Origin of the sequence: Inquilinus limosus (genome assembly GCF_002195995.1) — a bacterium.
Classification (GTDB): domain Bacteria; phylum Pseudomonadota; class Alphaproteobacteria; order DSM-16000; family Inquilinaceae; genus Inquilinus; species Inquilinus limosus_C.
Genome location: NZ_NHON01000001.1, coordinates 272,404 through 296,043 on the forward strand (window position 1 = coordinate 272,404; position 23,640 = coordinate 296,043).

A 23,640-nucleotide genomic window follows, 5' to 3' on the forward strand; every position below is an offset into this window, starting at 1 on the left:
GCTCAGGGCCGGAAATCCGACACGTAGAGCTTCAGCTCCTCATCGGTCAGCGGCCGCTCCAGCTGCTCCGCCTCGGGCAGAAGCTTCTGGGTCAGTTCGGCAATAGCCGACCGGTAGTCGGCGATTGGTCGGATGTTGATGAGGTGCGGGAAGCGGGTGAAGACATCGTTGAGGGCCGCCTCCGGCACCTGGGCGTCCGCCGCAACGAGTGCGGCGGCCTTCGCCGGATTCTGGCGCACATAATCGGCGGCCTCGACGTTCGCTGCATAGAAGCGGCGGGCCAGGGCGGCATTCTCCGGCTCGTCATACCAGGTTTTCCACACCCCGAAGGCGATGCTCGGCATCGCCGGCGCGTCGGATGTCCTGGCCCAAAGCGCTTTGTCGAAGATCGAGAAGGCTTTGAGGTCTGGACCGCCTTCTGAAAGAAGCGTCGCGGTCTCGGTCGGATTGGCCGCAAGCGCGTCGACCCGGCCAGTGGTCAGCTCAGCGAGCGCCGCCGCCCCCCGGCCAGAGGTCGAACGGATTTGCACCGAGGATAAATCCAGCCCCGACTGCGACAGCAGCCAGGCCGCGCTCGCCCAGGAGCCGGTGACCGTATCGGCCAGCAGGGTGCGCCCCGCGAGGTCCTTGGCTGTCTTAATCTCGGAATTGGTGGTGACGATATAATAGTCATAGTCGAAAATGTTCCAGAGCAGCGAGATCTGCGATCCTTGTTCGACAAAGCGCGCCACCGCCGAGATCGAGGAGCAGTAGCAGACCGGATCTGCGCCGGTCGCAAAATCGGCATAGGCGACGCGGGATGGCTTGGCCGTCACCTCCAGCTTGAAGCCGTGCTTCGTGTCGAGACCCAGCTGCTGGATCAGCACGGGAAGCCAGATGCTTTGCGAGGGTGGCGCGAAGACCGTAACGTCGAGCCTCGGAAGTTCCTGAGCTGCAGCAGCCCCCGGAGCCAAGGCCGCGACAGAGATCGCAGCGGTGACCACGGTGGCGTGAGAGAGGCTGCGGAACATTGGACAGTGTCTCCTCGAAGAACATGGCATACGCGCCGGCACAGCGTCGAAACCACTCGATCCTTGAGTTACTCACCTCCAAACACACACATCGGACAATTGAAATATTTTAATTAACATTAAATATTCGATATATTGGATTGAGCTCACTGACACCAAACTCACCGAATCCGGCCTTCCGCAGCTCCGCTTGTGCGAGGCATCGAGAGCCCTGAGGCGCAGGCGGAGTTCAGGCAAGTGTGCTGCCTACGGTCCGATCACCGAGGCTGCCTGGCCGGTGATCGGCGACGCGCTCTTCCTGGACGAGGCCCGGTCACGGCCGAGGCGACTGAGAACCGCTGCAATGGCCGAGACGCTGCTCGTCCGGCTGCTGGCGCTGATCGCGGCCGACCAGATCGAGGCCTACGGCAAGGCCGCGGTAGCGGGGTTGAACGATGAGGTCGACCACGCCTCGGCCCCGATCCACACGCTGCACTTCGGCACCGTGTTCTGCGATGCCGTGGGCGGCTGAACTTCAGCAACACCCGCGGGCTGGCCGGCATCTCCGTGACCGTGCCGATGCTCGGCCATTTCGAGGAGGTCGACGAGGCGCGCAGGATCTTCGATGCGCAGAGCTTGCCGGGTTTCCAGGTGGACGTTCGGACATCCATCCCGACGGCATCCTGAATCTACTGGAACCCGCATCGGCATCGTTTCGCCTGCCGCATTGGTCTGCCCATTCACTCGGCTCGAAGGCGCCACAAGCGGAAGCCGCCGACGCACTTCTGAAGCAGACACAACCGTCGTTCGTGGTAAAATTGCGCCGCTCATGTTGATGTTCGCTGTGGTGGGAGGGTGGCCTTGGAGTGTTAGGCGATGCCCATCACCACCGATGATCCGAACGCCCCGACAGATCGGCGCGTCCCATGGAACAAGGGTCAGCTCGTCGGACAGAAGCGGCCGCTGAGGCCAAAGGATGCCTGGTCCATCCGAGCACGGCTCGAAATCGATGATCGTGAGCGCGATCTGGCGCTGTTCAATCTCGCGATCGACAGCAAGCTCCGGGCCAGCGACCTGGTCAGCTTGAAGATCGAGGACGTCCAGATCGGGGGACGCGTCCGGGACCGGGCGACCATTGTCCAGCAAAAGACCGCCCGGCCGGTTCAGTTCGAACTGACCGACAACACTCGTAAATCATTGCAGGCTTGGCTGGCCCATCGCGGATCGACGGCCGGCTTCCTGTTTCCCAGCTGCGTCCGAAGCCAGGCTCATCTCTCCACACGTCAGTACGCTCGCCTTGTCCATGGATGGGTGACTGAAGCCGGCCTCGACAGCCCATCCTACGGGACACATTCGATGCGGCGCACCAAGGCGACACAGATCTACCGCAAGACCGGAAATCTGAGAGCGGTCCAGCTCCTACTCGGTCATAGGAAGCTCGAGAGCACTGTCCGCTATCTCGGCATCGAGGTCGACGACGCCCTCAGCATCTCCGAGCAGCTCGATCTATGACGGCGCTGTGACACGCGCCACGCGACCTCTATCGATCTCGACGGTCGGGGTAGCTCGCCTACCCTGACCGTCCCACGCCAAAAGCGATCATCCCGCTGCCGGCCCGATTCCGGACATCGCTCGAGCCGGTAGAAGCCGGCATGTCTCGATCAGCCCAGGTCTCAAACCGCGCTCAAAACCGGCCGTCACAACCGGTTCACGAATTGCCCTGGACTTTGCGTCCGTCAGGTCGGCCTCACCCTCGGCACTCCATGGCTGAAATCCCCGGACCTATGTCCTTTCCGCCATAAGAAGTGGTCCGTACTGTCGCGGTTGCTTCAGCAAACGACGGAGCCTTCGATGGCCGAACTTACGACCGCTGGACCGGTCGTCCCGGCTCCCCGTGATGTTCTCGCGCTCGGCCCCAGCGCCGCGGCCTTCGCGGCTCTACCGCATTGGCTAGCCATTGCGCAGAGCCTTCTTCCCCTCACTCCTGCACCCGGAGAATCCGAAAACATGGGAACGGTTACGACGAGCGACGGTGTCGAGATCTACTTCAAGGACTGGGGTTCCAAGGATGCTCAGCCTCTGGTTTTCCATCATGGCTGGCCGCTCAGCGCCGACGACTGGGACACCCAACTCCTCTACTTCGTTGACAAGGGCTACCGTGTCGTGGCCCACGACCGACGCGGCCACGGGCGTTCAAGCCAGGTCGCTGACGACCACGATATGGATCACTACGCGAGCGATGCCGCCGCCGTCGTCGAGCATCTCGACCTCAGGAATGCCGTTCATATCGGTCATTCGACCGGTGGCGGCGAGGCGACCCGCTACGTCGCCCGCCATGGCCAGCCGCAGGGTCGTGTCGCCAAGCTCGTACTGATCGGCGCAGTGCCGCCGATCATGGTGAAGACGACGGCCAACCCCGGCGGACTTCCCGTCGAGGTCTTCGATGGCTTGCGGCAGCAGCTTGCCGCCAATCGCGCCCAATTCTACCTCGATCTAGCAAGCGGGCCCTTCTACAGCTTCAATCGGCCCAACGCGAAGCCGTCCCCAGGTGTGATCCAGAATTGGTGGCGACAGGGCATGATCGGTGGGGCCAAGGCGCACTATGATGGTATCAAGGCCTTCTCAGAAACCGACTTCACCGAAGACCTCAAGGTCATCGACGTGCCGACGCTCGTCATGCATGGGGATGACGACCAGATCGTACCGGTTGCCGATTCCGCGCCGCTGTCCTCCAAGCTGCTGAGGAAGGCGACGCTGAAGGTCTACGAGGGACTTCCGCACGGCATGTGCACGACGCATGCCGAGATAATCAATCCCGATCTGCTCGCCTTCATCAAGGCCTAAGCAGTCCGAGCCGCGCCGGTCCCCGCATCGGGGATCGGCGCGACCGCTGCCGGTCTTCGCCTCCTTTCCGAGCGTTTAACTGTCCCGGCCTGCGCGCCGCGCCGCCTGCGGCGTCAGCCCCAGGATGCGAATGAAGCTTTGGCGCATTCTCTCCGCATCCCCGAACCCGGTCGCTCGCGCAATCTGGTCGAGCGTCTCTCGCCCTTCCTCGACTCTTGGTCGGGCAGCTTCCACCCTCAGGCGTTCGACCGCCTTCGCAGGGGTCGTCCCTGTTGACGCGAGAAACACGCGGTTGAACTGACGAACGCTCAGCCTGGCCGCTTCAGCCAGCCTCTCTACCGGGAGAGGCTCGGACAGATGCTCCCGCGCGAAGGACAGGGCATCGCGAATTCGGCCAGGCTCGGGATCAAGTTCGAGCAGCGACGAGTACTGGAACTGTCCGCCGGGGCGCCGGTAGTACACCACCAGCATCCTGGCGACGGCGCGGGATATCTCCCGGCCGAGATCCTCTTCGATCAACGCCAGAGTCATGTCGATGCCGGCGGTCATGCCCGCAGACGTCCATACGCCGCGATCATGAATGAAGATCCGGTCGCCATCGACCCGGACGGCCGGATGGGATGCCTGCAGCTTCGCCGCGTAGCGCCAATGGGTGGTCGCCTTGTGTCCATCCAGGAGCCCGCTTGCTGCCAGCATGAAAGCTCCCATGCAGACACTCGCGGTACGGCAGGCCCGCAAGGATGCGGCGCGCAGAATATCGATACTCTCACCAGTGATCGGACGGTCGGCCAGCGCAAAGTTCCCCACCGCGATCACGGTGTCTATCCCTGCCGGAAGCTCGCCCTCTGTCATGACTATCGCTCCGGTCGAACTCCCGACAGCTCCGCCGGCCGACGACACGACGTGCAGCCGGTAGCTGCCAGGCGCCATCTCTTCGGCCGAGGTCAGGGCTTCGAGTGGACCGCTCAAATCCAGCAGCACGAATCCGGGGCAGACGAAGAAAACGATCTCGCGGGCCATGTCCGAATTTCGCCGAAATACGTCATTTCAGCCAAGACTGGTGATCCGTATCGTCGCCGTCAATGCAATTCCGAATGGAGGGCAATGAGATGCATGACGATGATTGCTGCAAGCCGCAGCGGCGTTCTTTCCTGACGGCGATGGCTGGCATCACGGCGGCGACGGCATTCGCGGCGACGGGGGCCAAACCGGCGCAGGCGGCGGCAGACGCCTATGCTGATCCGGCCCACCCCGCCCTTCAAAAAGGAAACATGAGGTTGGATCCTTCCAGGGCTGCTCTGGTGGTCATCGACCCCCAGATCGACTTCATGAGCCCCGAAGGCAAAGCATGGCCGGTGGTCGGGGAAAGCGTGACCGAGCACAATGTCGTCCAGAATCTAGACCGCCTGTTCCAGGCAGCCAAGGCCGCCGGGATCGCCGTTGCGATCTCACCGCACCATTACTATCACTGGGATCATACTTGGAAGGTTCAGGGGCCTCTTGAAATCTTCCAGCACGAGATCGGGATCTTCGATCGAAAGGGACCCTACGCGCTGGATGGCTTCGAGAATTCAGGCGCTGATTTCCTCCCGCAATTCAAGAAGTACATCGAGGACGGGCAGACGATCATCTGCTCCCCGCACAAGCTCTATGGGCCACAGGTGAATGATCTGCCTTTCCAGCTTCGCAAGCAGCGCGTCGACCAGATCGTCCTCGCCGGCATGCTCGCGAACATGTGCGTCGAGTCCCATCTCAGGGAATTCCTGGAACTCGGGTTTGAAGTTGCGGTGGTGCGCGATGCGGTGGCCGCGCCGAAGATCCCCGAGGGAGACGGCTATCTGGCCGCTCTTATAAATTTCCGATACATGGCGAACGGTCTCTGGACGACGAACGAGACCATCCGGATGCTGAAGGCATAGTGCCGCAACGAAGCGTGCCTGATAGTTGGATGTGCCAGAGCGGAAAGGCCGTCCTGATCCAACCTGAACTCGAACGGCCGCGCCTCAGGCGCGGCCGTTCGCAACGGGGCACACTTTCGCCAGTTCTCTCTGATCCAGGCTCGAACGCGCCAAGAACTGCCGTCACGAAGGCAACTTCAAACCGGACACAGCCCAACCTCGCAGGTTCCCACATGTCCTAGCGGAGAGCCCTGCAATTGGCTCCCGGTCAGGAGGCATCACACGCGGCCCGGAAGCGGACCTGCTCGGTGCCCGGTTACGCCGGCACCGCCAGCAAGCTTAGCCGTAGATTAAACGGTCAATCTGGTCCGTGTGAGCCCAAGATGATGCTGCAGAGATCCCCACGCCGGAAGTTTGGGTCCTTGAACGCGAGGATATCGTCGTTGAAGGTGCCGAACGTGCTGTCAGGCCGATGTCGTGGAACATGGCCGCGACGTAGAACAGCTCCGGATCGAACACCAGGTCCTTCCGCTTCTCGGCCAGGGCGCCCCAGAGATAGACCCGGGAGGAATGCCGAAACAGCAGGTCGCTCTCGGTGTCGCGCACGAGCTGCGTCGCCTCGCGGGCCATCCTGCTGTCGCGAATCCTGACACCCGCGATGGGCTTCGATGTCGCCACGTCGTCCTCCGTTGCGGGGCCTCCAATGCGCGATCGCGCAGACAGCGGCCCCGGCTGATGATCGTGGCGAAGAGATGCGCCCCTCCCTCCCCCGGAACAGGACCAAGACCGGCGTTTCCGATTGCACCATGGGCGATGGCTCTTCCCATCGGCCGCGAAAGGCGCTCAAGGACCGTCACGTGAAGCGAGCGACGACCTGACGGAGCCGGTCGCACGACCTCTCGAGATGCCTTTGCGGCGCGGTCGCGATGCCCAGCACCAGCCCGGACCGCGCGGCGGTCGGCGAGGCATACCAGAGCGACAAGGGGACGGGGGCCAGGCCGAACGCCTGCGCTTCCCTGGCAATGGACAGGTCCGGCGCGCCGTCCGGAAGCCACATCACCGCGGCGAGCCCGGCGACCGTGATGCTTTCGGCGCGCGGCTGCAGGCATTTGAGCAACGCGTCTCGCTGGGCGGAGTAGACGCGCTTGGTGCGGCGGAGATGGCGCATGTAGTGCCCTTCCCGCATGAACGCCGCGGTCGCGAGCTGCAGCGATGGTCCCGGCGCCGGGGCGAGGCAGGCGGCGGCTTCGGCAAACTGGGAGGCCAGCGCCGCGGGGGCGACGACGAAGCCCAGGCGCAGCGTCGGGCTGATGGTCTTGCTGAAGGAGCCGATGTGGATGACCCGCCCGGCGCGGTCGAGCGAGGCGAGCGCTGGCGTGGCCCGCCCCTTCAGCTGCAGCTCGCTCAGGTAGTCGTCCTCGATCACCCAGGCACCAGCCTGAGCGGCCCAGTCGAGCAGGCGCAGGCGCCTGGCCAGCGACAGCGTCGACCCGAGGGGCGCCTGCTGGCCCGGGGTCACGACGGCCACCGCCGCATCCGGGGCATGCCGCAGGCCATCGTCGACATCGATGCCGTCGTCATCGACCGGGATCGGCACCAGCGACAATCGCGCGAGCTCCAGACCACGCCGGGTGAAGAAGAAGCCGGGATCCTCCATCCAGGCCCTCCGCCCCTCGACGCCGAGCACACGGAGCGCCAGGCCGAGGCCGCCGCCGAAACCGCCGGTGACGATGATCTGGGAGGGCGAGCACTCGACCCCGCGCGCGATGGCGAGGTAGGCGGCGATTTCCCGCCGCAGCTCTAGCTCTCCCCGGGGATCGGGATACATCGCCGGCGCGCTCGATTCCGCGCGGACGGCATGGGAGCGGATCCGGGCGAAGAGCTTGGCGGGAAAGGTCGACTGAGCCGGCACGCCCATCTGGAAGACCGCCGGTCCGGCGGTGAGCTCCCGGTACATCTCCATAAACGACCCGGGGTCGAGCGGCGCGTCCTGCCGAATGGCAAGGGGCGGCCGGTCCGCCACATGGGTTCCGGCGGCGCGGGAGGCGGTGATCAGCTGAGCGGCGGACAGCTTCTCATAGGCCGACCGCACCGTGCCCCGGGCGACGCCGAGCTGCGCCGCGAGGTCGATCCAGGACGGCAGGCGTGCCCCCGGCGCCAGCGCACCGTTCTCGATCGCTGCGCTGATGCCCTTGCGGATCTGCTCGGCCAGCGGCGTCTTGGCAGAGCGGTCGAGGTCCAGCGGCAGGAGCTTGGTCATGCCCCGTGGTACACGACTTTTGTCGGTTTCTGGTGCTAATCTTTGAACCATCGAACGATCAATTAGACGGTCGAAGGAGAACGACCGCCATGATCATCAAGTCTGCCATCGCAGCCGCCTGCATCGCCGTCGCGATGCCGGCTGCAGCCCATGACCCGGGTGAGACTGTCACGCCGAATTTCGAGCATGCGATCCCCAACATTCCGGGCAAGTCGCTGATCGCCGTCGTCGTCGACTATCCGCCGGGCGCGGCTTCGCCCTCACACAGCCATGCGAAATCGGCGTTCATCTACGCCTATGTCGTCTCGGGTACCATTGAATCGCAGGTGAACGACGGACCCAAGCGGGTCTACCGCGCGGGTGAGAGCTTCTACGAGGCACCCGGATCCCGCCATACCGTCAGCCGGAATGCGAGCGCGACCGAGCCCGCACGGCTGCTGGCGGTGTTTGTCGTCGATTCCGACCACGACGCCCTAACCACCCCCGTCCATTGACCATCTCCCGATGCGATCTCGCGAGCATCGCCGCGCACCGCCAAGGAATCGTGCAATGACTTCCACCGCTTCCCCCGCATCACTGCCCCGCACCATCAAGGCCGCGCGCGTCCACCGCTTCGGCCCGCCCGAGGCGATCGTCATCGAGGACGTCGAGCGGCCCGAACCGGGCGAAGGCCAGGTGCTGATCCGCGTCGCCGCGGCCGGCGTCGGCCCCTGGGACGGATGGATCCGGGCCGGCAGGAGCGTCTTGCCGCAGCCCCTACCGCTGACCCTCGGCTCGGATCTCTCCGGCACCGTCGCAGCGGTCGGCCCGGGCGTGACCGGCTTTGCCCCGGGCGACGAGGTGTTCGGCGTCACCAACACCCGCTTCACGGACGCTTATGCCCAATACGCGATCGCCGCCGCCGGCATGATCGCCCGCAAGCCTGCCCGGATCGGCCATATCGACGCCGCCTCCCTGCCGGTGGTGGCGGTCACCGCCTGGCAGACGCTGTTCGGGCAGGCCCGGATCTGCCAGGGGCAGACCGTGCTCATCCTCGGCGGCGCCGGCAATGTCGGCACTTACGCGGTGCAGATCGCCCACCGCGCCGGGGCCCGGGTGATCGCCACCGCCAGCACCGGCGACCTCGACTATGTCCGCAGCCTAGGCGCCGACGAGGCGGTGGACCGCAAGGAGCGGCTCGAGGACCGGGTCAAGGCGGTCGACGCCGTGGTCGACCTGGTCGGCGGCGAAGCGCAGGCCAGCGCCTTCGCAGTGCTCAAGCGCGGCGGTGTTCTGGTTTCGGCGGTGTCGGAGCCGGATCAGGCGGAAGCGGCGCGCCGCGACGTGGAGGCAGGCTTCTTCCTGGTGCAGGTGAACACCGTGGACCTGGAGCGGATCGCCGCCATGGTCGAAACCGGGGAATTGCTCAGCCGGATCGGTACGGTCCTGCCGCTGGCGGAGGCACGGACCGCGCATGAGATGCTGGACGGCACCCGGCCGCACCCTCGTGGCAAGATCGTGCTGCGCATCGGCTCATAGACAGCAGGGAGCAGACCTGCGATCAGTGCGGCCGCAGGGCGCCATATCCGGCCATTGCTGTGGCAGCCCGAAACCGGACATCAGCCGAACCCAACTCATCCGGCCCGACCTGGACAATCCGGCCGGCCGCGAGTGCGCCACAAGCGGTCGTAGCCCGGCTCTCGGAAGCGGACGTTCACTGAATGGCAATGTCTAGGGCCTATGCATGCTTTCCCAGATGATGCCGAGCACCATTGGTGATAGTGCGATCCAAATGACCCAGCGTATCGCTCTGCCCTCGTCTTCGGTGCGGTCCAAGCGATGTTGCGGCTCAGCGGCACGATGCGGTTGGGGGCGTCGCCAAGCCGGAGGATTTGGTTAAGACAGGTCTCAGGCGGCGTCGAGGGGTGATGACATGGCGAGTGACAATGAGCTCCGAACGGCGGCGGCGCCGGACCTGCCGGAGGCGGAGCTGCGGCCGCTGGCCTTCATGGAGCGCAACCTGGACAGCTTCCCGCCGGCGCTGGCCCGGGCCGCCAAGTACCTGCTGGAGAATCCGGAGAAGGTCGTCCAGTACACGCTGCGCGAGCTCAGCGGCTTCTCGCGGGCCGGCGAGGCCAGCATCGTCCGCCTCTGCCACATCGCCGGGGCGCCGGGCTTCTCGCAGCTGAAGATCGCCGTCGCCCGCGAGCTGGCGCTGCGCAACGCCACCGGGCGGACCCGCGGCGAAGCCGGGCAGGACGCGCTGGCGGCGCTGGCCGTCGACCTCGCCGCCTCGATCACCGACACCGGCGCCGCGCTGGACGCCCGCGCGCTGGACGCGGTGGCCCAGGCGCTGCAGGGCAGCACCCGCATCGACCTGTTCGGCTCCGGCGTCTCCGGCATCATCGCCGAGCTGTTCTCCTACCGGCTGCTGCGGGCCGGGGTGAACGCGCATTGCATCCGTGACGCCGTGCTGGCGCATGAGGTGGCGAACGGGCTGGGCGCGGACAGCGCCGCCATCGCCATCTCCGAATCGGGCGCCACCACCGAGACCGTGGCCTTCCTGGAGGTGGCGCGGAAGGCCGGGGCCTTCACCGTCGCCGTCACCTGCCAGGAGCGCAGCGCGCTGGCGACCCACGCCGACGCCGTGCTGCTGATGGCGCGGCTGCAGCGCCCGGCCTATGGCGCCACCATCGCGCCGGTGCCGCGGGCGGTGTTCCTGGCCGAAGCCCTGGCCAGCCGCCTGGCCCCGCCCGGCAGGATCGCTCGATAGAGCAAAACTCCATCATCGATTCATAAAACTGAAGTCACACTCCGTTATGGTCTCCCCGACTCGATCGGGGGTCTCGCATGACGGACAAGGCACTGATACTGCGCGGGCTGACGAAGCGTTACGACGCGGCGGACATCCTGCGTGGCGTTGATCTGGAGCTGGGCACGGGCGAGTTCGTCGCCCTGGTCGGCCCGTCGGGCTGCGGCAAGTCCACCCTGCTGCGCCTGATCGCGGGCTTCGACGGCCCCGATTCGGGCTCGATCGCGATGGCCGGCCGGCCGATCGACCGGCTGGCGCCGCATGAGCGCGACATCGCCATGGTGTTCCAGAGCTTCGCGCTGTACCCGCATATGAGCGTGTTCGAGAACCTGGCGACGCCGCTGGCCGTGCGCCGGCTGTCGCTGGCCGGCCGGCTGCCGCTGACCCGCCACCTGGTGCCCGGCGCGCGCGCCGGCTGGGCCGGGATCCGCCAGGATGTCGCCGAGATCGCGCGGATGCTGCGGATCGAGCCGCTGCTGGGCCGCCGGCCGGGCCAGCTGTCGGGCGGCCAGAAGCAGCGCGTCGCGCTGGGCCGGGCCATCGCCCGGCGGCCAAATCTGTTCCTGATGGACGAGCCGCTGTCGAGCCTGGACGCGGCGCTGCGCACCGAGCTGCGGGTCGAGCTGGTCGAGCTGCAGCGCCGGCTGGGCGTGTCCTGCCTCTACGTCACCCATGACCAGACCGAGGCCATGACCATGGCCGACCGCATCGCCGTGATGCTGAACGGCCGGGTGGCGCAGGCCGGCACGCCGGCCGAGGTCTATGGCGACCCGCAGCACCTCGCCGTCGCCCGCTTCATCGGCACGCCGTCGATCAACATCCTGCCGGCGGAGCTCGGTCCCGACCGGCGGCTCTTCGTGCTGGGCCAGGCCCAGCCGCTGCGCGTCGCCGCCGAGGCCGGGGCCGGCCTGATCGCCGCGATCCGGCCGGAGCACCTGGCCTTCCGCCGCATCGCCCAGCGCACGCCGGAGCCCGGCGACCTGGTCGGCACTGTCCGCCATGTCGAGCATCTGGGCCATGAGGCCATGGTGCAGCTGGCCCTGGCCGGCCGGCCGGACCTCGCCGTCAGCATCCGGGTCGGCCAGGCCCGGCTGCACGAGGCCCTGGCCCTGGCGCCGCAGGAGCAGGTGGCGCTGCGCATCGCCCCCGAATCCCGCCTGGTGTTCGACGCCTCCGGCGCCCGCCTGCCGGCCCTGCCGGTGATCGGCCACCCGGCCGAGACGGCGGTGGCGTCGTGACCGCCGCCTCGCTGACCCGCTCCGCGCCCCTGTCACGGCCGGCCACGGCCCGGCGCGAGGCGCTGCTGGGCTGGTGCCTGGCGCTGCCGGCGACGCTGCTGCTGGCCGTGCTGGTGCTGGCGCCACTGGCCGTGGTGCTGGGGCTGAGCCTGACCGATTACAGCCTGGGGCAGGCGGACACCCGCTTTGTCGGCGGCGCCAACTATGCCCGGCTGTGGGGCGACCCCACGATCCGCCGAGCCCTGGCGAACACCGCGACCTATGTCGGGCTGGTGGTGCCGGCCGCCGTCGGCCTCGGCCTGGGGCTGGCCCTGCTGATCCAGGCGCGGCGGCGCCTGCGCCATGTCTACGAGGTCGTGTTCTTCCTGCCGGTCACCAGCACCTTCGTCGCCATGGCCTTCGTCTGGCAGTACCTGCTGCACGGCCGGATCGGCCCGATCAACGGCTGGCTGCAGCAGCTCGGCCTCGGCCGCGTCGACTTCCTGACCGACCCTTCGGTCGCGATCTATGCCCTGGCCGCGATCGGCGCCTGGCAGCTGATCGGCTTCAACGTCATCCTGTTCCTGGCCGGCCTCGCCTCCCTGCCGCGCGACGTGCATGACGCCGCCGCCCTGGACGGGATGCGCGGGGTCGAGCGCTTCGCCCGGGTGACCTGGCCGCTCTTGGCGCCGACGGCGCTGTTCGTCACCGTCACCTCCTGCATCACCGCCTGCCAGGTTTTCGATTCCGTGGCGGCGCTGACCCGCGGCGGCCCGATGGGGTCGACCGACGTGCTGCTGTACCGGATCTACCAGACCGCATACCAGCAGCTCGACATCGGCCTGGGCGCCGCCCTGTCCGTCGTCTTCCTGGCGATCATCGTCGCGATCTCGCTGCTGCAGGTCGCCATCGCCGACCGCCGGATCCACCAGTCATGAGCGCCCCCGCGCTCCCCCTCGCCTCCGTGCGGCGCGCGCTGGCCCCCCTGCTCGGCCATCTGGTGCTGATCGCCGCGGCCGCCGTGGTGCTGCTGCCCTTCGCCTGGATGGTGCTGACCGCGCTGCGCCCGCCGGCCGATGTGCTGTCCGAGCCCTTCGGCCTGCCGACCGATGCCGGGGCCGCCATCGCCAATGTCCGCCAGGCGGTGACGTCCATCCCCATGCTGCGGCTGCTGCTGAACGGGGTGGTCGTGGTCGGCGGCATCGTCACGGTGCAACTGCTGGTCGCCATCCCCTGCGCCTACGCCCTGGCCAAGCTGCGCTTCCCCGGCCGCGGGCTGCTGTTCGGCCTGGTGCTGCTGGCGCTGTGCATCCCGGTGCAGGTGCCGATGCTGCCGCTGTATCTCGGCCTGGCCAAGCTGCACCTGCTCGACAGCTACGCCGCGCTGATGCTGCCCTTCCTGCTGTCGGTCTTCGCCATCTTCCTGCTGCGCCAGCATTTCCGCGCCTATCCCGACGCGGTGCTGGAGGCGGCGCGGCTGGACGGGCTGACCCAGCTGGAGATCCTGCTGCGGCTGGTCGTGCCCAGCGCCCGGCCGGCGATCGCCGCCTTCGTCGTGTTCTCGGCCACCGCCCATTGGAACGACCTGTTCTGGCCGATGATCGTCGTTTCCTCGACCGACAAGGCGACGCCGCCGCTCGGCCTGCTGTTCTTCCGCGACGGCGAGCTGGGCGCCAATTACGGCGCGCTGATGGCCGCCGCGCTGATCGTCACCGCGCCGCTGGTCGCCGCCTTCTTCGCCGCGCAGCGCCAGTTCATCCGCGGCATCGCCATGACCGGCCTGCGATGACGCCGGCCGTCAACAACAGGGAAGCCTCGCCATGAAACAGATCTGGACCGGCCTGTCCGCCGCCCTCCTGCTTGGGGCCGCCTTCGCCGCTCCGCCCGCCGCGGCCGAGCAGGTGACGCTGCAGGTGCTGCACGCCTGGCCGTCGCACAAGCGCTTCCACGAGCCGATCGCCGAGGCCTTCATGAAGGCCCATCCGGACATCAGGATCGAGTTCCAGGCGCCGGCCGCCAGCTATGGCGACGCGCATCAGCGGATCATCCGCGCGGCGATGACCGACACGCTGCCGGATGTCTACTACGCCGCCTACAACACCCTGCCGGAGCTGGTGCGGACGCTGCAGCCGCGCGGCCAGATCGCGCCGCTGGACGGGCTGCTGCAGGCCGAGGGCGCGGGCTGGATCGCCACCAATTACAGCCCGAACGTGCTGGCGCTCGGCCAGGTCGACGGCAAGCAGTGGGGTCTGCCCTTCAACGCCTCGACCCCGATCGTCTATTTCAACCGCGACCTGATCGCCAAGGCGGGCGCCAACCCCGACGCCTTCCCGGCCGACTGGGACGGCATCATCGACCTGGCCCGCAGGATCAAGGCGTCGAGCGACGCCGACGGCATGTCCTACGCCGTCGACGAATGGGGCGACGACTGGCTGTGGCAGGCGCTGGTCGACAATTTCGGCGGCCAGGTGATCGACCCGCAGACGCAGAAGGTGGCGTTCGGCGGCGACGCCGGGCGCAAGGCGGTGACTCTCGCGCGCCGCTTCGTCGCCGAGACCGACATGCCGTTCCTGAACGAGGACCAGGCGATCCAGCAATTCGCCGCCGGCAAGCTGGGGATCTTCATCGGCTCGACCGCCGAGGTCCGCAGCATGGGCGACGCCATCGGCGGCAAGTTCCAGTTCGGCACCGCGGCCTATCCGGTCGCCGACAAGGCCAAGGGCGGCCTGCCGACCGGCGGCAACGCCGCGGTGATCCTGACCCAGGACCCGGCAAAGCAGAAGGCGGCCTGGGAGTTCCTGAAATTCGTCACCGGGCCCGAGGGTCAGACAATGGCCGTGCTCGGCTCCGGCTACATGCCGACCAACCTGCAGGTGACCAAGCCGGACTATCTCGGCGACCACTACGCCAAGAATCCGGACTGGACCACCAGCCTGAAGCAGTGGCCGATCGCCCGGTCCTGGGCCGGCTATCCGGGCAACAAGAGCGTCGGCATCTGGGACGAGCAGAAGGCGATCCTGTCCGCGATCATGCGCGGCACGGTGACGCCGGAGGACGGGCTGGCCCAGCTGGTCGCCGCCACCGACACGATCCTGACCAACTGACCGATCCCCGATCCATCACCGCCGGGCGGACCCCATGCGCAAGATCATCCATCTGACCGACCTGCATCTCTGCCCGCCCGGCGGGCGGGTGGTCGGGTTCGAGCCGGAGGGCCGGCTCAGGGCCTGCATCGCCTCGATCAACGACCGCCATGCCGATGCCGATCTCTGCGTCGTCACCGGCGACCTGACCGATGCCGGTGACGCCGCCTCCTACGACCGGCTGCGCGGCATCCTGGCCGGGCTGCGCGTGCCGGCGCGGTTGCTGCTGTGCAACCACGACCGGCGCGCGGCCTTCCGGTCGGCGTTTCCGGAAACGCCATGCGACCCGCACGGCTTCGTCCAGTCCGTGCTCGACCTCGGCGACGCGCGCCTGCTGTTCCTGGACACGCTGGACGAGAGCCAGCCCGGCGCCGGGATCCTGTGCCGCGACCGCCTCGGCTGGATCGCCGACCGGCTGGCGGAGGTCGTCGACCGGGCGGTGACGGTGTTCCTGCACCACCCGCCCTTCGCCATCGGCGTCGAGTATTTCGGTCACATGCTGCTGGCCAACGGCGCCGAGCTGATGGCGCTGCTGCGCACCCACGGCAATGTCCGCCATCTCGCCTTCGGCCACTGCCATGTCGGCCTGTCCGGCCAGCGCGGCGGGCTGTCCTTCAGCGCCAACCGCGGCACCTGCCACCCGATCGACGTCGAGCTGCGCGGCCTGCGGGCGCTCTATGTCGACCGCCGGCCGACCTATGATGTGCTGCTGCTGGAGGAGGGCGACGTCGTCGTCCACAGCGTCGAGCCCGGCAGCGATCAGGATGTCGTGGCCGAGGAGCGGGCCGAGCTGGACGGCGGGTCCGGCGTGATCGAGATGCGCCGGCCGGTGCTGGCGGTGGCGGGATGAGGTCCGCGATGGAATTCGACCTGCTGATCTGCGACTGCGACGGTGTGCTGATCGACAGCGAGGTCATCGCCTGCGAGATCGACACCGAGATGTTCACGGCCGCCGGCTTCCCGCTGACCGTCGCCGACGTCCGGCGGCGCTTCGTCGGCATGTCGCAGGCCGGGATGCGGGCGGTGCTGGAACGGGAGGCCGGACGCAGCCTGCCGGCGGATTTCGACGCCCGGCTGTCCGCCCGCCTGGCCGCCGCCTTCGAACAGGAGCTGGCCGCCCTGCCCGATGTGCGCCGCACTGTGCTGGCGCTCGGCATGCCGCGCTGCGTCGCCTCCAGCAGCTCGCTCGACCGGCTGCGCCAGACCCTGACCTTGACCGGGCTGCACGACCTGTTCGCGCCGCACATCTTCAGCGCCTCGCAGGTCGAGCGGGGCAAGCCGGCGCCGGATTTGTTCCTGTTCGCCGCGTCCCGTTTCGGCGCCCCGCCCGGCCGCTGCCTGGTGGTCGAGGACAGCGTCGCCGGCGTCACAGCGGCAAGGGCAGCCGGCATGACCGTGATCGGCTTCACAGGCGGCGGCCATTGCGACGTGGGGACGCCGGACCGGCTGCGCGAAGCCGGCGTCCACCACATCGCCCGCAGCTGGCAGGACATTGCGCTTGAACTGGTTCAGGCGGCCCCCCTTCCGGCGGGCTAGCTTGCTCTGGCCGGTCGAAGGCCGGTTGCAGTCGAGCCGCTGCGGCCGCTGCCGGAATCCTTGATGGTCGCGCCGCCATGGCCATGTCGCACCTGCAAGGTTCCCGCATGGACGCTGCCAAGCAGGTCTGATTGCCTGCTGCAGCCGGGCGATCCGTGTCCTGACCTCCGGATCACGGTCGGGCGCGCTGGTTCATGCCGACGCGGCTTGCCGATGCTGGCCGGCCCGGCGGTTTCGAGATCGGCGCCGGTCGGCTCAAGCCGCCGCCTGGCTCTTCGGCTGAATGTCATAGATGCGGAGCGGCACGCTCTTGCCCCTGAGGACGATCGGATCGAGGGCACGGGTGGCAACCGGCAGCCCGAGATGCGCCGCCGCCTCGACCACCGTGGCGGTGGCCAGCGCCTGCCGGGGCTTTGCCGCCGCGCACAGGCGCGCGGCGACATTGACATGGTCGCCCAGCACGGTGAAGTCCATGCGGTCCCTGGCGCCGATCGCCCCCATCACCACCTCGCCCATATCGATGCCGATCCCGATCGAGAGGTCCCGGTCGGGGCTGGCCGCGGCAAGCTTGACCATGCTCTCCTGCAGCGCCACCGCGCATCGGAGAGCATCGGCGGCCATGGCGGGACCTTGGAACACGGCCATCACCTGATCGCCGACGAATTTGTCGATATCGCCATGATGCGCCGCCACAAGATCGGCCTGCACCGCCAGGTAGAAGTTCAACGTCTCGATCACGGTCTCGGGGTCGCGGCGCTCGGCGAAGGCCGTGTAACCGCGGATGTCGGCGAACAGGATCGCGACCTCGCAGCGCCTTCCGCCCAGATGCACGCCGGTCTCGTCGGAATGCTGGATGGCATCTATCGTCCCGTGGGACACGAACTTGGCCAGCTCGAACCGCTCGTTGATCTGCACGATCATGTGGTTGATGCGCTTCGCCAGATTGCCGATCTCGTCCCGCGAGCGGATATTCTTCACTCGGACCTGGTAGTTCCCCTTGGCCACCTCGCTCGCCGCCTCGCTGATCGCCAGGATCGGGCGGCTGATGCGGTGCGCGAACACGGCCGCGCCCAGGACCGCGACGGCGAGGCCGCCGACCACCCAGAAGACCAGGCTGCCGATCATGACGTCGACGGCATAATACGCATCCGCCTCCCGCTGCTCGACGATCACGGCCCAGTCGAAGCTGCGGGTGAAGGCGAAGGTGCCGAGCATCGCCGTCCCGTCCGGCCGCAGATAGGTGTCGACGCTGATCGCGCGGGCACGGTTGCCCGTGCGCGCGGCCAGCGCCTCCTCGACGATGTCGCGCCGCCCCAGCTGCTTCACCTGGCCGAACTCGTTGAGCTCGGTGTCGAACAGCTTCCGCCCCTCCGCATCGACGGTGGTGATCATGCCGACCTGGCGGAACGGCTGGCTCATGATGAAGCCCCGAATCCGGCCGAGATCGATCTTCGCCGAGAGCACGGCACGCGCCCCGCTGAACCGGCTCTCGAGCGGCAGGGCGACGGTGGCCAGCCAGGTCTCGGTCTTCGGCTCATAGACGACGGCGGTGACCCGCGCATCCGTCTCTTCATCGGACGCCGCCGCGGCCAGCATCACCTCCGGCGGCGCCCGCAGCACGTTCAGCGGGTCGACGCCGGCCTCGGTGAGCCTGGTGCTGAATCGGTTCTGCGAGATCACCAGCGGCAGCCGGCCGCCGTCGAGCGTGATCTGCAGGGCCACGATGTCCGGCAGCCGGGCGATGCCATGGGTCAGGATAGCGACCTTCTCCCCCACGCTGATCTTGTCGCTGTCGATGGCGCTGCGGATCAGCATGAGCGGGGCCAGCCAGGCGCGCTCGTAGATGTCGTCGATCTGGCCCGTTACCTCGCGGACGGTGGTGACAAGGCGTTCGTTGGCCACGCTCTTCATCTCGTCGCGGGCGATCCGGATCAGCGACTGGCCGGCGAACAACAGCGGCAGCGCCGCGATCAGCGCCGAGAACAGCAGCAGCTTGCGGCGGAGGCTGAGCGACAGGAGGCGGAACGCCCGCGGCAGGATGCCCACGGCGCCGGCCTTAGTCCGGCGGGATGGCCGGCGGGACGGCCGGCGGCGCCTCGGTCACCTGCACCGGGTCGTGCCGGCGGACCGTGGCGACGGTGCTGTCGGTCGCAGTGCCGCAGGACAGCCCGGAACCGTCGGTAACCGTCAGCTCCACCGGGATGTCGCCGGCCTGCCGGAACAGGTGCCGGACGCGCTCGCCGGATTCGGTGGTGCCGTCGCCGATCCGCCAGACATGGGTCAGGGCGCCGCCATCGGGGTCGCGGGACCGGGTGCCGTCGAGCAGCACCGCATCCGCGGCGCCGCCGATGAAGGCCTCGAAGGGCGGCCCGGCATCGGCGACCGGCGGTGCATTGACCACGACCTGCACCGATCTGCGGGTCGAGGCGCAGCTCGACTCCGTGTCGTCGGTCACGGTCAGGGCCACGTCATATGTCCCCGGCGCCGCGAAGCTGTGGGTGGCGGTCGGGCCCTGCGCGCTGCCGCCATCGCCGAAGTTCCACTGGTAACGGATGATGCGGCCGTCCGGGTCATAGGACGACGCGCCGTCGAAGACGATCTCGGTCATCGGGCAGACGAGGCGCTGCGGGCCCGGCATAGCCACCGGCGGCCGGTTGATGTGGAGCATGCGGGTCAGCGGCCGGCGGCTGCTGGCCAGGTCGCGGCCGTCATCCGGGATGATGGTCACGTCGTAGCGGCCCGGCGTGTCGAAGCGGCGGACGAAGCTGTGGGCGCCCTCCGCCGTGCCCGCGTCCCGCCATCCGCTTTCCATCGGCTTCGCGGCCGTTCCCTTGACGGCGAGGCGGACATCCTCGCCGATGCAGGCAGCGGCGGGCAGCGCGATGTCGGGAGCCGGCGGCGGGCGCACGGTCAGCGGCTTCTCCACCGTCATGGCGGAGTTCTCGACCCCGGCCTCGTCGGTCACCGTCAGCCGCACCCTGTAGCGGCCGGCCGCCGTGAAGCGGTGGCTGGCCCGCACCCCCTTGGCCGTCGTGCCGTCGCCGAAATCCCAGCCATAGGCGGCGATCGCCCCGTCCGGGTCGTGCGAGGGCCCGGCATCCAGCAGAACCTCTTCGCCCTCGGAGGCGCTGTCCGGCCCCGCGATCGCCGCGACGGGCGGCGCATTGACGGTGACGACATGGGTGGCGGCCACGCGCTGGCAGGTGGGCGAGGCGGAATCGCTGGTCACGGTCAGGGTGACCTTCTTCCGGCCGGGTTCGGTGAAGAGATGCCCGACGGCCGCGCCCTCGGCGGTGCCGCCATCCCCGAAATCCCAATGCCAGCCGGTGATCCTGCCGCCCGGCATCTGCGAGCCGGAGCCGTCGAAGGCGACCTCGCCGAGCGGCGCCGCGGCGCGGGCATCGATCTTGACGACGGGGCCCTGCAGGATCCGCACCGACATCTCGTCGGTGGAGTGCGGATCGCATTGGCCGAGGCGCTGGCCCTCGATCTTCAGGAACACGCGGTAGTCGCCGGGATGCTCATAGACATGGTTTGGCTTCTCGCCGATCGCGAATTTGCCGTCGCCGAAATCCCAGTCGTAGCGCTTGATCGTGCCGTTCGGGTCGAAGGAGCGGGAGGCGTCGAAATCGATCGGCGACATGGCGCAGGCTTCGATGTCCGGGCCGGCATCCGCCGACGGGCCCTGGTCGACCTTGACCGACACGCTGTCGGCATCCTTGCTGTTGGCGAGGCCGGCGCTGTCCTGCACCGACAGGGTGACCGGATAGACGCCGCCGCTGCGGTAGGTCTTGGTCGGGTTGACGATGCCTGAGGTCGTGCCGTCGCCGAAATCCCAGTCGTAGCGCAGGGCGCCGCCCTGGGGGTCGACGGATTTGGACCCGTCGAAGGTGATCACATCCCCGGTGCAGACCTGGCGGTTGCCGCCGGCATCCGCCACCGGCGGCTGGTGGATCACCAGCGACCTGGCGGCCTGGGCGACGGAGTTGCGCAGGCCCTTGCCGTCATCGACCACCAGAATGATCGGATAGGTCCCGGCGGTGGCATAGCTGTGCTGGACCTTGGCACCGGCGGCGGAGGCGCCGTCACCGAAATCCCAGCGATAGGTGAGCGCGTCGCCATCCGGGTCGAGCGAGGCGGTGCCGTCGAAGGAGACGATCAGGCTTTCGGTCAGGGTGTCGCGGCCGGGATCCGCGACGGGCGGATGGTTGACCGCGATCGTGATCTCGCGCGAGTTGAAGCCGTTCGACGCGCCGCTGTCATCGGCCACGGTGAGGCGGGCCGTGTACAGCCCCGGCGCGGCGAAGCTGCGTTCGACCTGCGCCGAGGTCGCGGGGGCGCTGCCATCGCTGAAGTCCCAGCGATAGCTCGTGATCCGGCCATCGGCATCATAGGAGTTCGCGGCGCTCAGCCTGACCTTGTCGCCGGGGGCGACGATCAGGTCGCCGCCGGGATCGGCGACCGGCGCGGCGTTGACCGTGATCCGCGCCTCCTTGTAGTCGACGGCATCGGCATCGCCGCTGTCGTCGGCCACCGCCAGCCTGACATCGTAGAGGCCCGGCCGGGCGAAGCTGTGCGACGCGATGCGGCCCCTGCCCGTGCTGCCGTCGCGGAAATCCCAGCGATAGTCGGTGATGTCCCCGTCCGGGTCGAGCGAGCGGCTGCCGTCGAACACCACCTTCTCCCCGGGCGCGACGACCCGGTCGGGGCCGGGATCGGCGACCGGGCGGACATTGACGGTCACGGTCATGCCGTCGGTCGACGAGCTCCATTTCGTTCCCGACCGGTCCGTCACGGTCAGGCGGACCTGGTAGCGCCCGGTCGCCTCATAGACATGGGTCGGCCTGGGGCCGGTGCCGGTGCTGCCGTCGCCGAAATCCCAGACGTATTGCGCGATCGCATCGTCGCGATCGAAGGAACCGGTGCCGTCGAAGGCGACGACGCTGGCGGTGACCAGCTGGTCGGGGCCGGCGAGCGCGACCGGCGGATCGTTGACGCGCACGCTGAGCGTGCTTTCGCCGGTGGCCGAGCCGGTCCCGGAATCGTCCCGGACGGTGAGGCGGACCGTGTAGGTTCCGGGCCGGGCGAAGGCGTAGGTGGTCTTCTGCCCCGTCCCCGTGTCGCCATTGCCGAAATCCCAGTCCCAGGTCAGCACGCGGCCGTCCGGATCGCTGGAGGCGGAGCCGTCGAACACCAGCGGCTCGCCGATGGCGGCCGACCTGTCGGCGCCCGCGACCGACAGGGGCGGCGCGTTGACGAGGACGGTCGTCGCCGCCGACGTGGTGGAGTTAGGCAGCCCGGCATCGTCGGCGACGGTCAGCCGGACCGCGTAGGTGCCGGGCCGGCTGTAGGCATGGGTCGGCTGGGCGGCGTCGCTGCGCGTGCCGTCGCCGAACTCCCACTGATAGGCGGTGATCCGCCCGTCCGGGTCGAAGGACTGGCGGGCGTCGAAGGCGATGGTCTCGTCGATCGAGACACGCCGCGCCGGGCCCGGGACGGCGACCGGCGGCGTGTTGACGACGATGGACGCCTCTGCGGTGTCGGCGCCGCAGGGCTGGCCGGAGCCGTCATCGACCGTGAGGCTGGCGAGATAGCGTCCTGGCCGGTCGAACCGCCGGCCGACACGGGGGCCCACGAGGGTGTCGCCGTCGTTGAAGTGCCAGGTCATGTGCCGGATCGGCAGCCGGCCCGCGACCGAGGCGCTGCCGTCGAACGCGACATCGGCGCCGACCGAGGCCGAAAGCGGAGCCTCGAGGCGGGCCTCCGGCGGCACCGGGACATCGACCTCGGCCTCGGCCGCCGCGCCGTCGCCGATCCTGGCGGAGGAGCCGAGGACCTCCAGCCGGGCCTTGTAGCGACCAGGCTCGCTGTAGTCGTGACGGACCAGCGGGCCCTCCGCGGTGGCGCCGTCGCCGAAATCCCAGCGATAGACGAGCGGCCCACCTTTCGGATCCGTCGACCGGCCGGCATCGAAGGAAACGGACCCGCAGGCGGCCAGGTCGGACCGGTCGATCGCGGGCTTCGGCCGCACCAGGGCCGGCCAGAGCTTCACCGGAAGCTGGAACGGCACGGGATGGCCGGCGCCATCGGCGATCATGAAGGTGGCGTCGTTCGGCATCTCCATGCCGCGGCCGAATTCGAGGGCCGCTTCCGCCCCGCCCAGTCCGGCGGCGGCAGGAATCTCGGCTGCCTGCCACTCGTCCTGACCGGATGCCTTGAGCGGCGCCGACTCGAAAGCAGTGGTCAGGTCGAGCGACCCGTAGGCCAGGTCGAAATTGTGGACGACCAGCCGGCCATCCCCGGGCGGCGGGCGAAACCGCAGCTCGGCGAAGGACCGGGAATCGGGCACGCGCACGACCGGCCGGTAAGCGAAGATCTCCAGCCCCTCCGGCGCCAGCGGCCGCGTCTCCCGCGCGCTCACCGCGACGTCGAAGACATTGCCGGCCGCCCCGGCCACGCCCTGCACCAGTAGGCGGAAGATCCGCCGCCCATCGACGGCATCGCCCTGGCGCGGATCGACGACCGCCACGGTCTTCCACTGGCCGACCGCATCCGCCTCGCCGCCGAACACCCTGTCCGCGATCAGCGTGCCCGCGGCCTCCTGCTCCGGCGCCGGGACGGCGGGGACCAACGGCGGAAGCCAGAAGGCGCCCGGGCCGCCGAACACCGCGTAGCGGGTCCGGCTCGCCCCGGGCGGGCCTGTGGACTGGTCGTATTCCGGGCTGATTCCGGGGTCGAGCACATTGATCCACAGCCGCCCGGACACCCCCTCGGGCACGCTGATATAGATCGTCTGCTGGCGGTAGAAGTCGCCTTCCCGGGTCAGCGCCTTGGGGCCATAGGTGATGAGGGCCGGCCTTTCATCGGCCGCGCACGCGGGCGATGCCGATGCGCCCGCCAGCGCGGCCGCGGCAACGACGAATAGCCATCCTCCCGTCCGACCTGCCCTCATGTTCCTGGCC

19 protein-coding genes are annotated in these 23,640 nt (G+C 68.4%); 13 read left to right on the forward strand and 6 right to left on the reverse strand.

Annotated elements, in window-relative coordinates:
- Positions 1-2: 2 nt before the first annotated feature.
- Entirely contained in the window at positions 3-1,010 is a 1,008-nt protein-coding gene (locus tag BWR60_RS01250) for an ABC transporter substrate-binding protein (protein ID WP_179221582.1), read from the reverse strand.
- Positions 1,011-1,353: 343 nt separating this feature from the next.
- Here BWR60_RS01250 and BWR60_RS01255 point away from each other — a divergent pair, with 343 nt between their 5' ends.
- The 3 genes from BWR60_RS01255 (at position 1,354) to BWR60_RS01265 (ending at position 3,833) form a co-directional block, all read left to right on the forward strand.
- Positions 1,354-1,521, forward strand: a complete 168-nt coding sequence (locus tag BWR60_RS01255) for an amino acid synthesis family protein (protein WP_088149178.1) — start codon at positions 1,354-1,356, stop codon at positions 1,519-1,521.
- Between the two features lie 344 nt (positions 1,522-1,865).
- A complete protein-coding gene (locus BWR60_RS01260) occupies positions 1,866-2,501 on the forward strand; it encodes a tyrosine-type recombinase/integrase (protein ID WP_088149179.1) in 636 nt (211 codons plus the stop codon).
- Positions 2,502-2,840: 339 nt separating this feature from the next.
- Positions 2,841-3,833 carry an alpha/beta fold hydrolase gene (locus BWR60_RS01265; RefSeq protein ID WP_429912996.1) on the forward strand — a complete coding sequence of 331 codons (993 nt, stop codon included), beginning with the start codon at positions 2,841-2,843 and terminating at the stop codon, positions 3,831-3,833.
- Between the two features lie 75 nt (positions 3,834-3,908).
- On the opposite strand, the gene BWR60_RS01270 is transcribed toward BWR60_RS01265, so the two are convergent.
- The gene (locus BWR60_RS01270) at positions 3,909-4,853 is read right to left on the reverse strand and encodes a GlxA family transcriptional regulator (RefSeq protein WP_088149181.1); all 945 of its coding nucleotides are present in this window, start codon (positions 4,851-4,853) and stop codon (positions 3,909-3,911) included.
- Between the two features lie 89 nt (positions 4,854-4,942).
- Between BWR60_RS01270 and BWR60_RS01275 the strand changes: the two genes are divergently transcribed.
- A complete protein-coding gene (locus BWR60_RS01275; protein WP_088149254.1) occupies positions 4,943-5,752 on the forward strand; it encodes an isochorismatase family protein in 810 nt (269 codons plus the stop codon).
- 318 nt (positions 5,753-6,070) lie between these two features.
- On the opposite strand, the gene BWR60_RS01280 is transcribed toward BWR60_RS01275, so the two are convergent.
- Positions 6,071-6,409 (reverse strand): hypothetical protein, encoded by a 339-nt coding sequence (locus BWR60_RS01280; RefSeq protein ID WP_218823269.1) that lies wholly within the window; start codon positions 6,407-6,409, stop codon positions 6,071-6,073.
- A 175-nt stretch (positions 6,410-6,584) separates the two neighbouring features.
- Positions 6,585-7,991 (reverse strand): PLP-dependent aminotransferase family protein, encoded by a 1,407-nt coding sequence (locus BWR60_RS01285; protein WP_088149182.1) that lies wholly within the window; start codon positions 7,989-7,991, stop codon positions 6,585-6,587.
- An 89-nt stretch (positions 7,992-8,080) separates the two neighbouring features.
- On the opposite strand from BWR60_RS01285, the gene BWR60_RS01290 reads away from it, so the two are divergent.
- From BWR60_RS01290 to BWR60_RS01330, 9 genes are all read left to right on the forward strand, one after another.
- Positions 8,081-8,485: a cupin domain-containing protein gene (locus tag BWR60_RS01290; protein ID WP_088149183.1), complete on the forward strand. Its 405-nt coding sequence runs from the start codon at positions 8,081-8,083 to the stop codon at positions 8,483-8,485.
- A 55-nt stretch (positions 8,486-8,540) separates the two neighbouring features.
- The gene (locus tag BWR60_RS01295; RefSeq protein WP_088149184.1) at positions 8,541-9,509 is read left to right on the forward strand and encodes an NADP-dependent oxidoreductase; all 969 of its coding nucleotides are present in this window, start codon (positions 8,541-8,543) and stop codon (positions 9,507-9,509) included.
- A 394-nt stretch (positions 9,510-9,903) separates the two neighbouring features.
- On the forward strand, positions 9,904-10,743 hold the full coding sequence (locus BWR60_RS01300) for a MurR/RpiR family transcriptional regulator (protein WP_088149185.1): 840 nt from the start codon (positions 9,904-9,906) through the stop codon (positions 10,741-10,743).
- Between the two features lie 77 nt (positions 10,744-10,820).
- On the forward strand, positions 10,821-12,020 hold the full coding sequence (locus tag BWR60_RS01305; RefSeq protein WP_088149186.1) for an ABC transporter ATP-binding protein: 1,200 nt from the start codon (positions 10,821-10,823) through the stop codon (positions 12,018-12,020).
- The gene (locus BWR60_RS01310) at positions 12,017-12,937 is read left to right on the forward strand and encodes a carbohydrate ABC transporter permease (protein ID WP_218823270.1); all 921 of its coding nucleotides are present in this window, start codon (positions 12,017-12,019) and stop codon (positions 12,935-12,937) included. The genes BWR60_RS01305 and BWR60_RS01310 overlap by 4 nt, the downstream gene beginning before the upstream one ends.
- Positions 12,934-13,788: a carbohydrate ABC transporter permease gene (locus BWR60_RS01315; protein ID WP_088149187.1), complete on the forward strand. Its 855-nt coding sequence runs from the start codon at positions 12,934-12,936 to the stop codon at positions 13,786-13,788. The genes BWR60_RS01310 and BWR60_RS01315 overlap by 4 nt, the downstream gene beginning before the upstream one ends.
- Before the next feature lie 31 nt (positions 13,789-13,819).
- A complete protein-coding gene (locus BWR60_RS01320) occupies positions 13,820-15,103 on the forward strand; it encodes an ABC transporter substrate-binding protein (RefSeq protein ID WP_088149188.1) in 1,284 nt (427 codons plus the stop codon).
- 34 nt (positions 15,104-15,137) lie between these two features.
- Positions 15,138-15,992, forward strand: a complete 855-nt coding sequence (locus BWR60_RS01325) for a phosphodiesterase (protein WP_088149189.1) — start codon at positions 15,138-15,140, stop codon at positions 15,990-15,992.
- Between the two features lie 8 nt (positions 15,993-16,000).
- Positions 16,001-16,678, forward strand: a complete 678-nt coding sequence (locus BWR60_RS01330) for an HAD family hydrolase (RefSeq protein WP_088149190.1) — start codon at positions 16,001-16,003, stop codon at positions 16,676-16,678.
- 255 nt (positions 16,679-16,933) lie between these two features.
- Here the strand turns inward: BWR60_RS01330 and BWR60_RS01335 are convergent, their stop codons facing one another.
- Both BWR60_RS01335 and BWR60_RS01340 read right to left on the reverse strand, forming a co-directional pair.
- Positions 16,934-18,724 (reverse strand): adenylate/guanylate cyclase domain-containing protein, encoded by a 1,791-nt coding sequence (locus tag BWR60_RS01335; RefSeq protein WP_088149191.1) that lies wholly within the window; start codon positions 18,722-18,724, stop codon positions 16,934-16,936.
- Between the two features lie 10 nt (positions 18,725-18,734).
- Complete coding sequence (locus tag BWR60_RS01340; protein WP_088149192.1) at positions 18,735-23,630, reverse strand: PKD domain-containing protein; 4,896 nt, start codon at positions 23,628-23,630, stop codon at positions 18,735-18,737.
- Positions 23,631-23,640 lie beyond the last annotated feature (10 nt).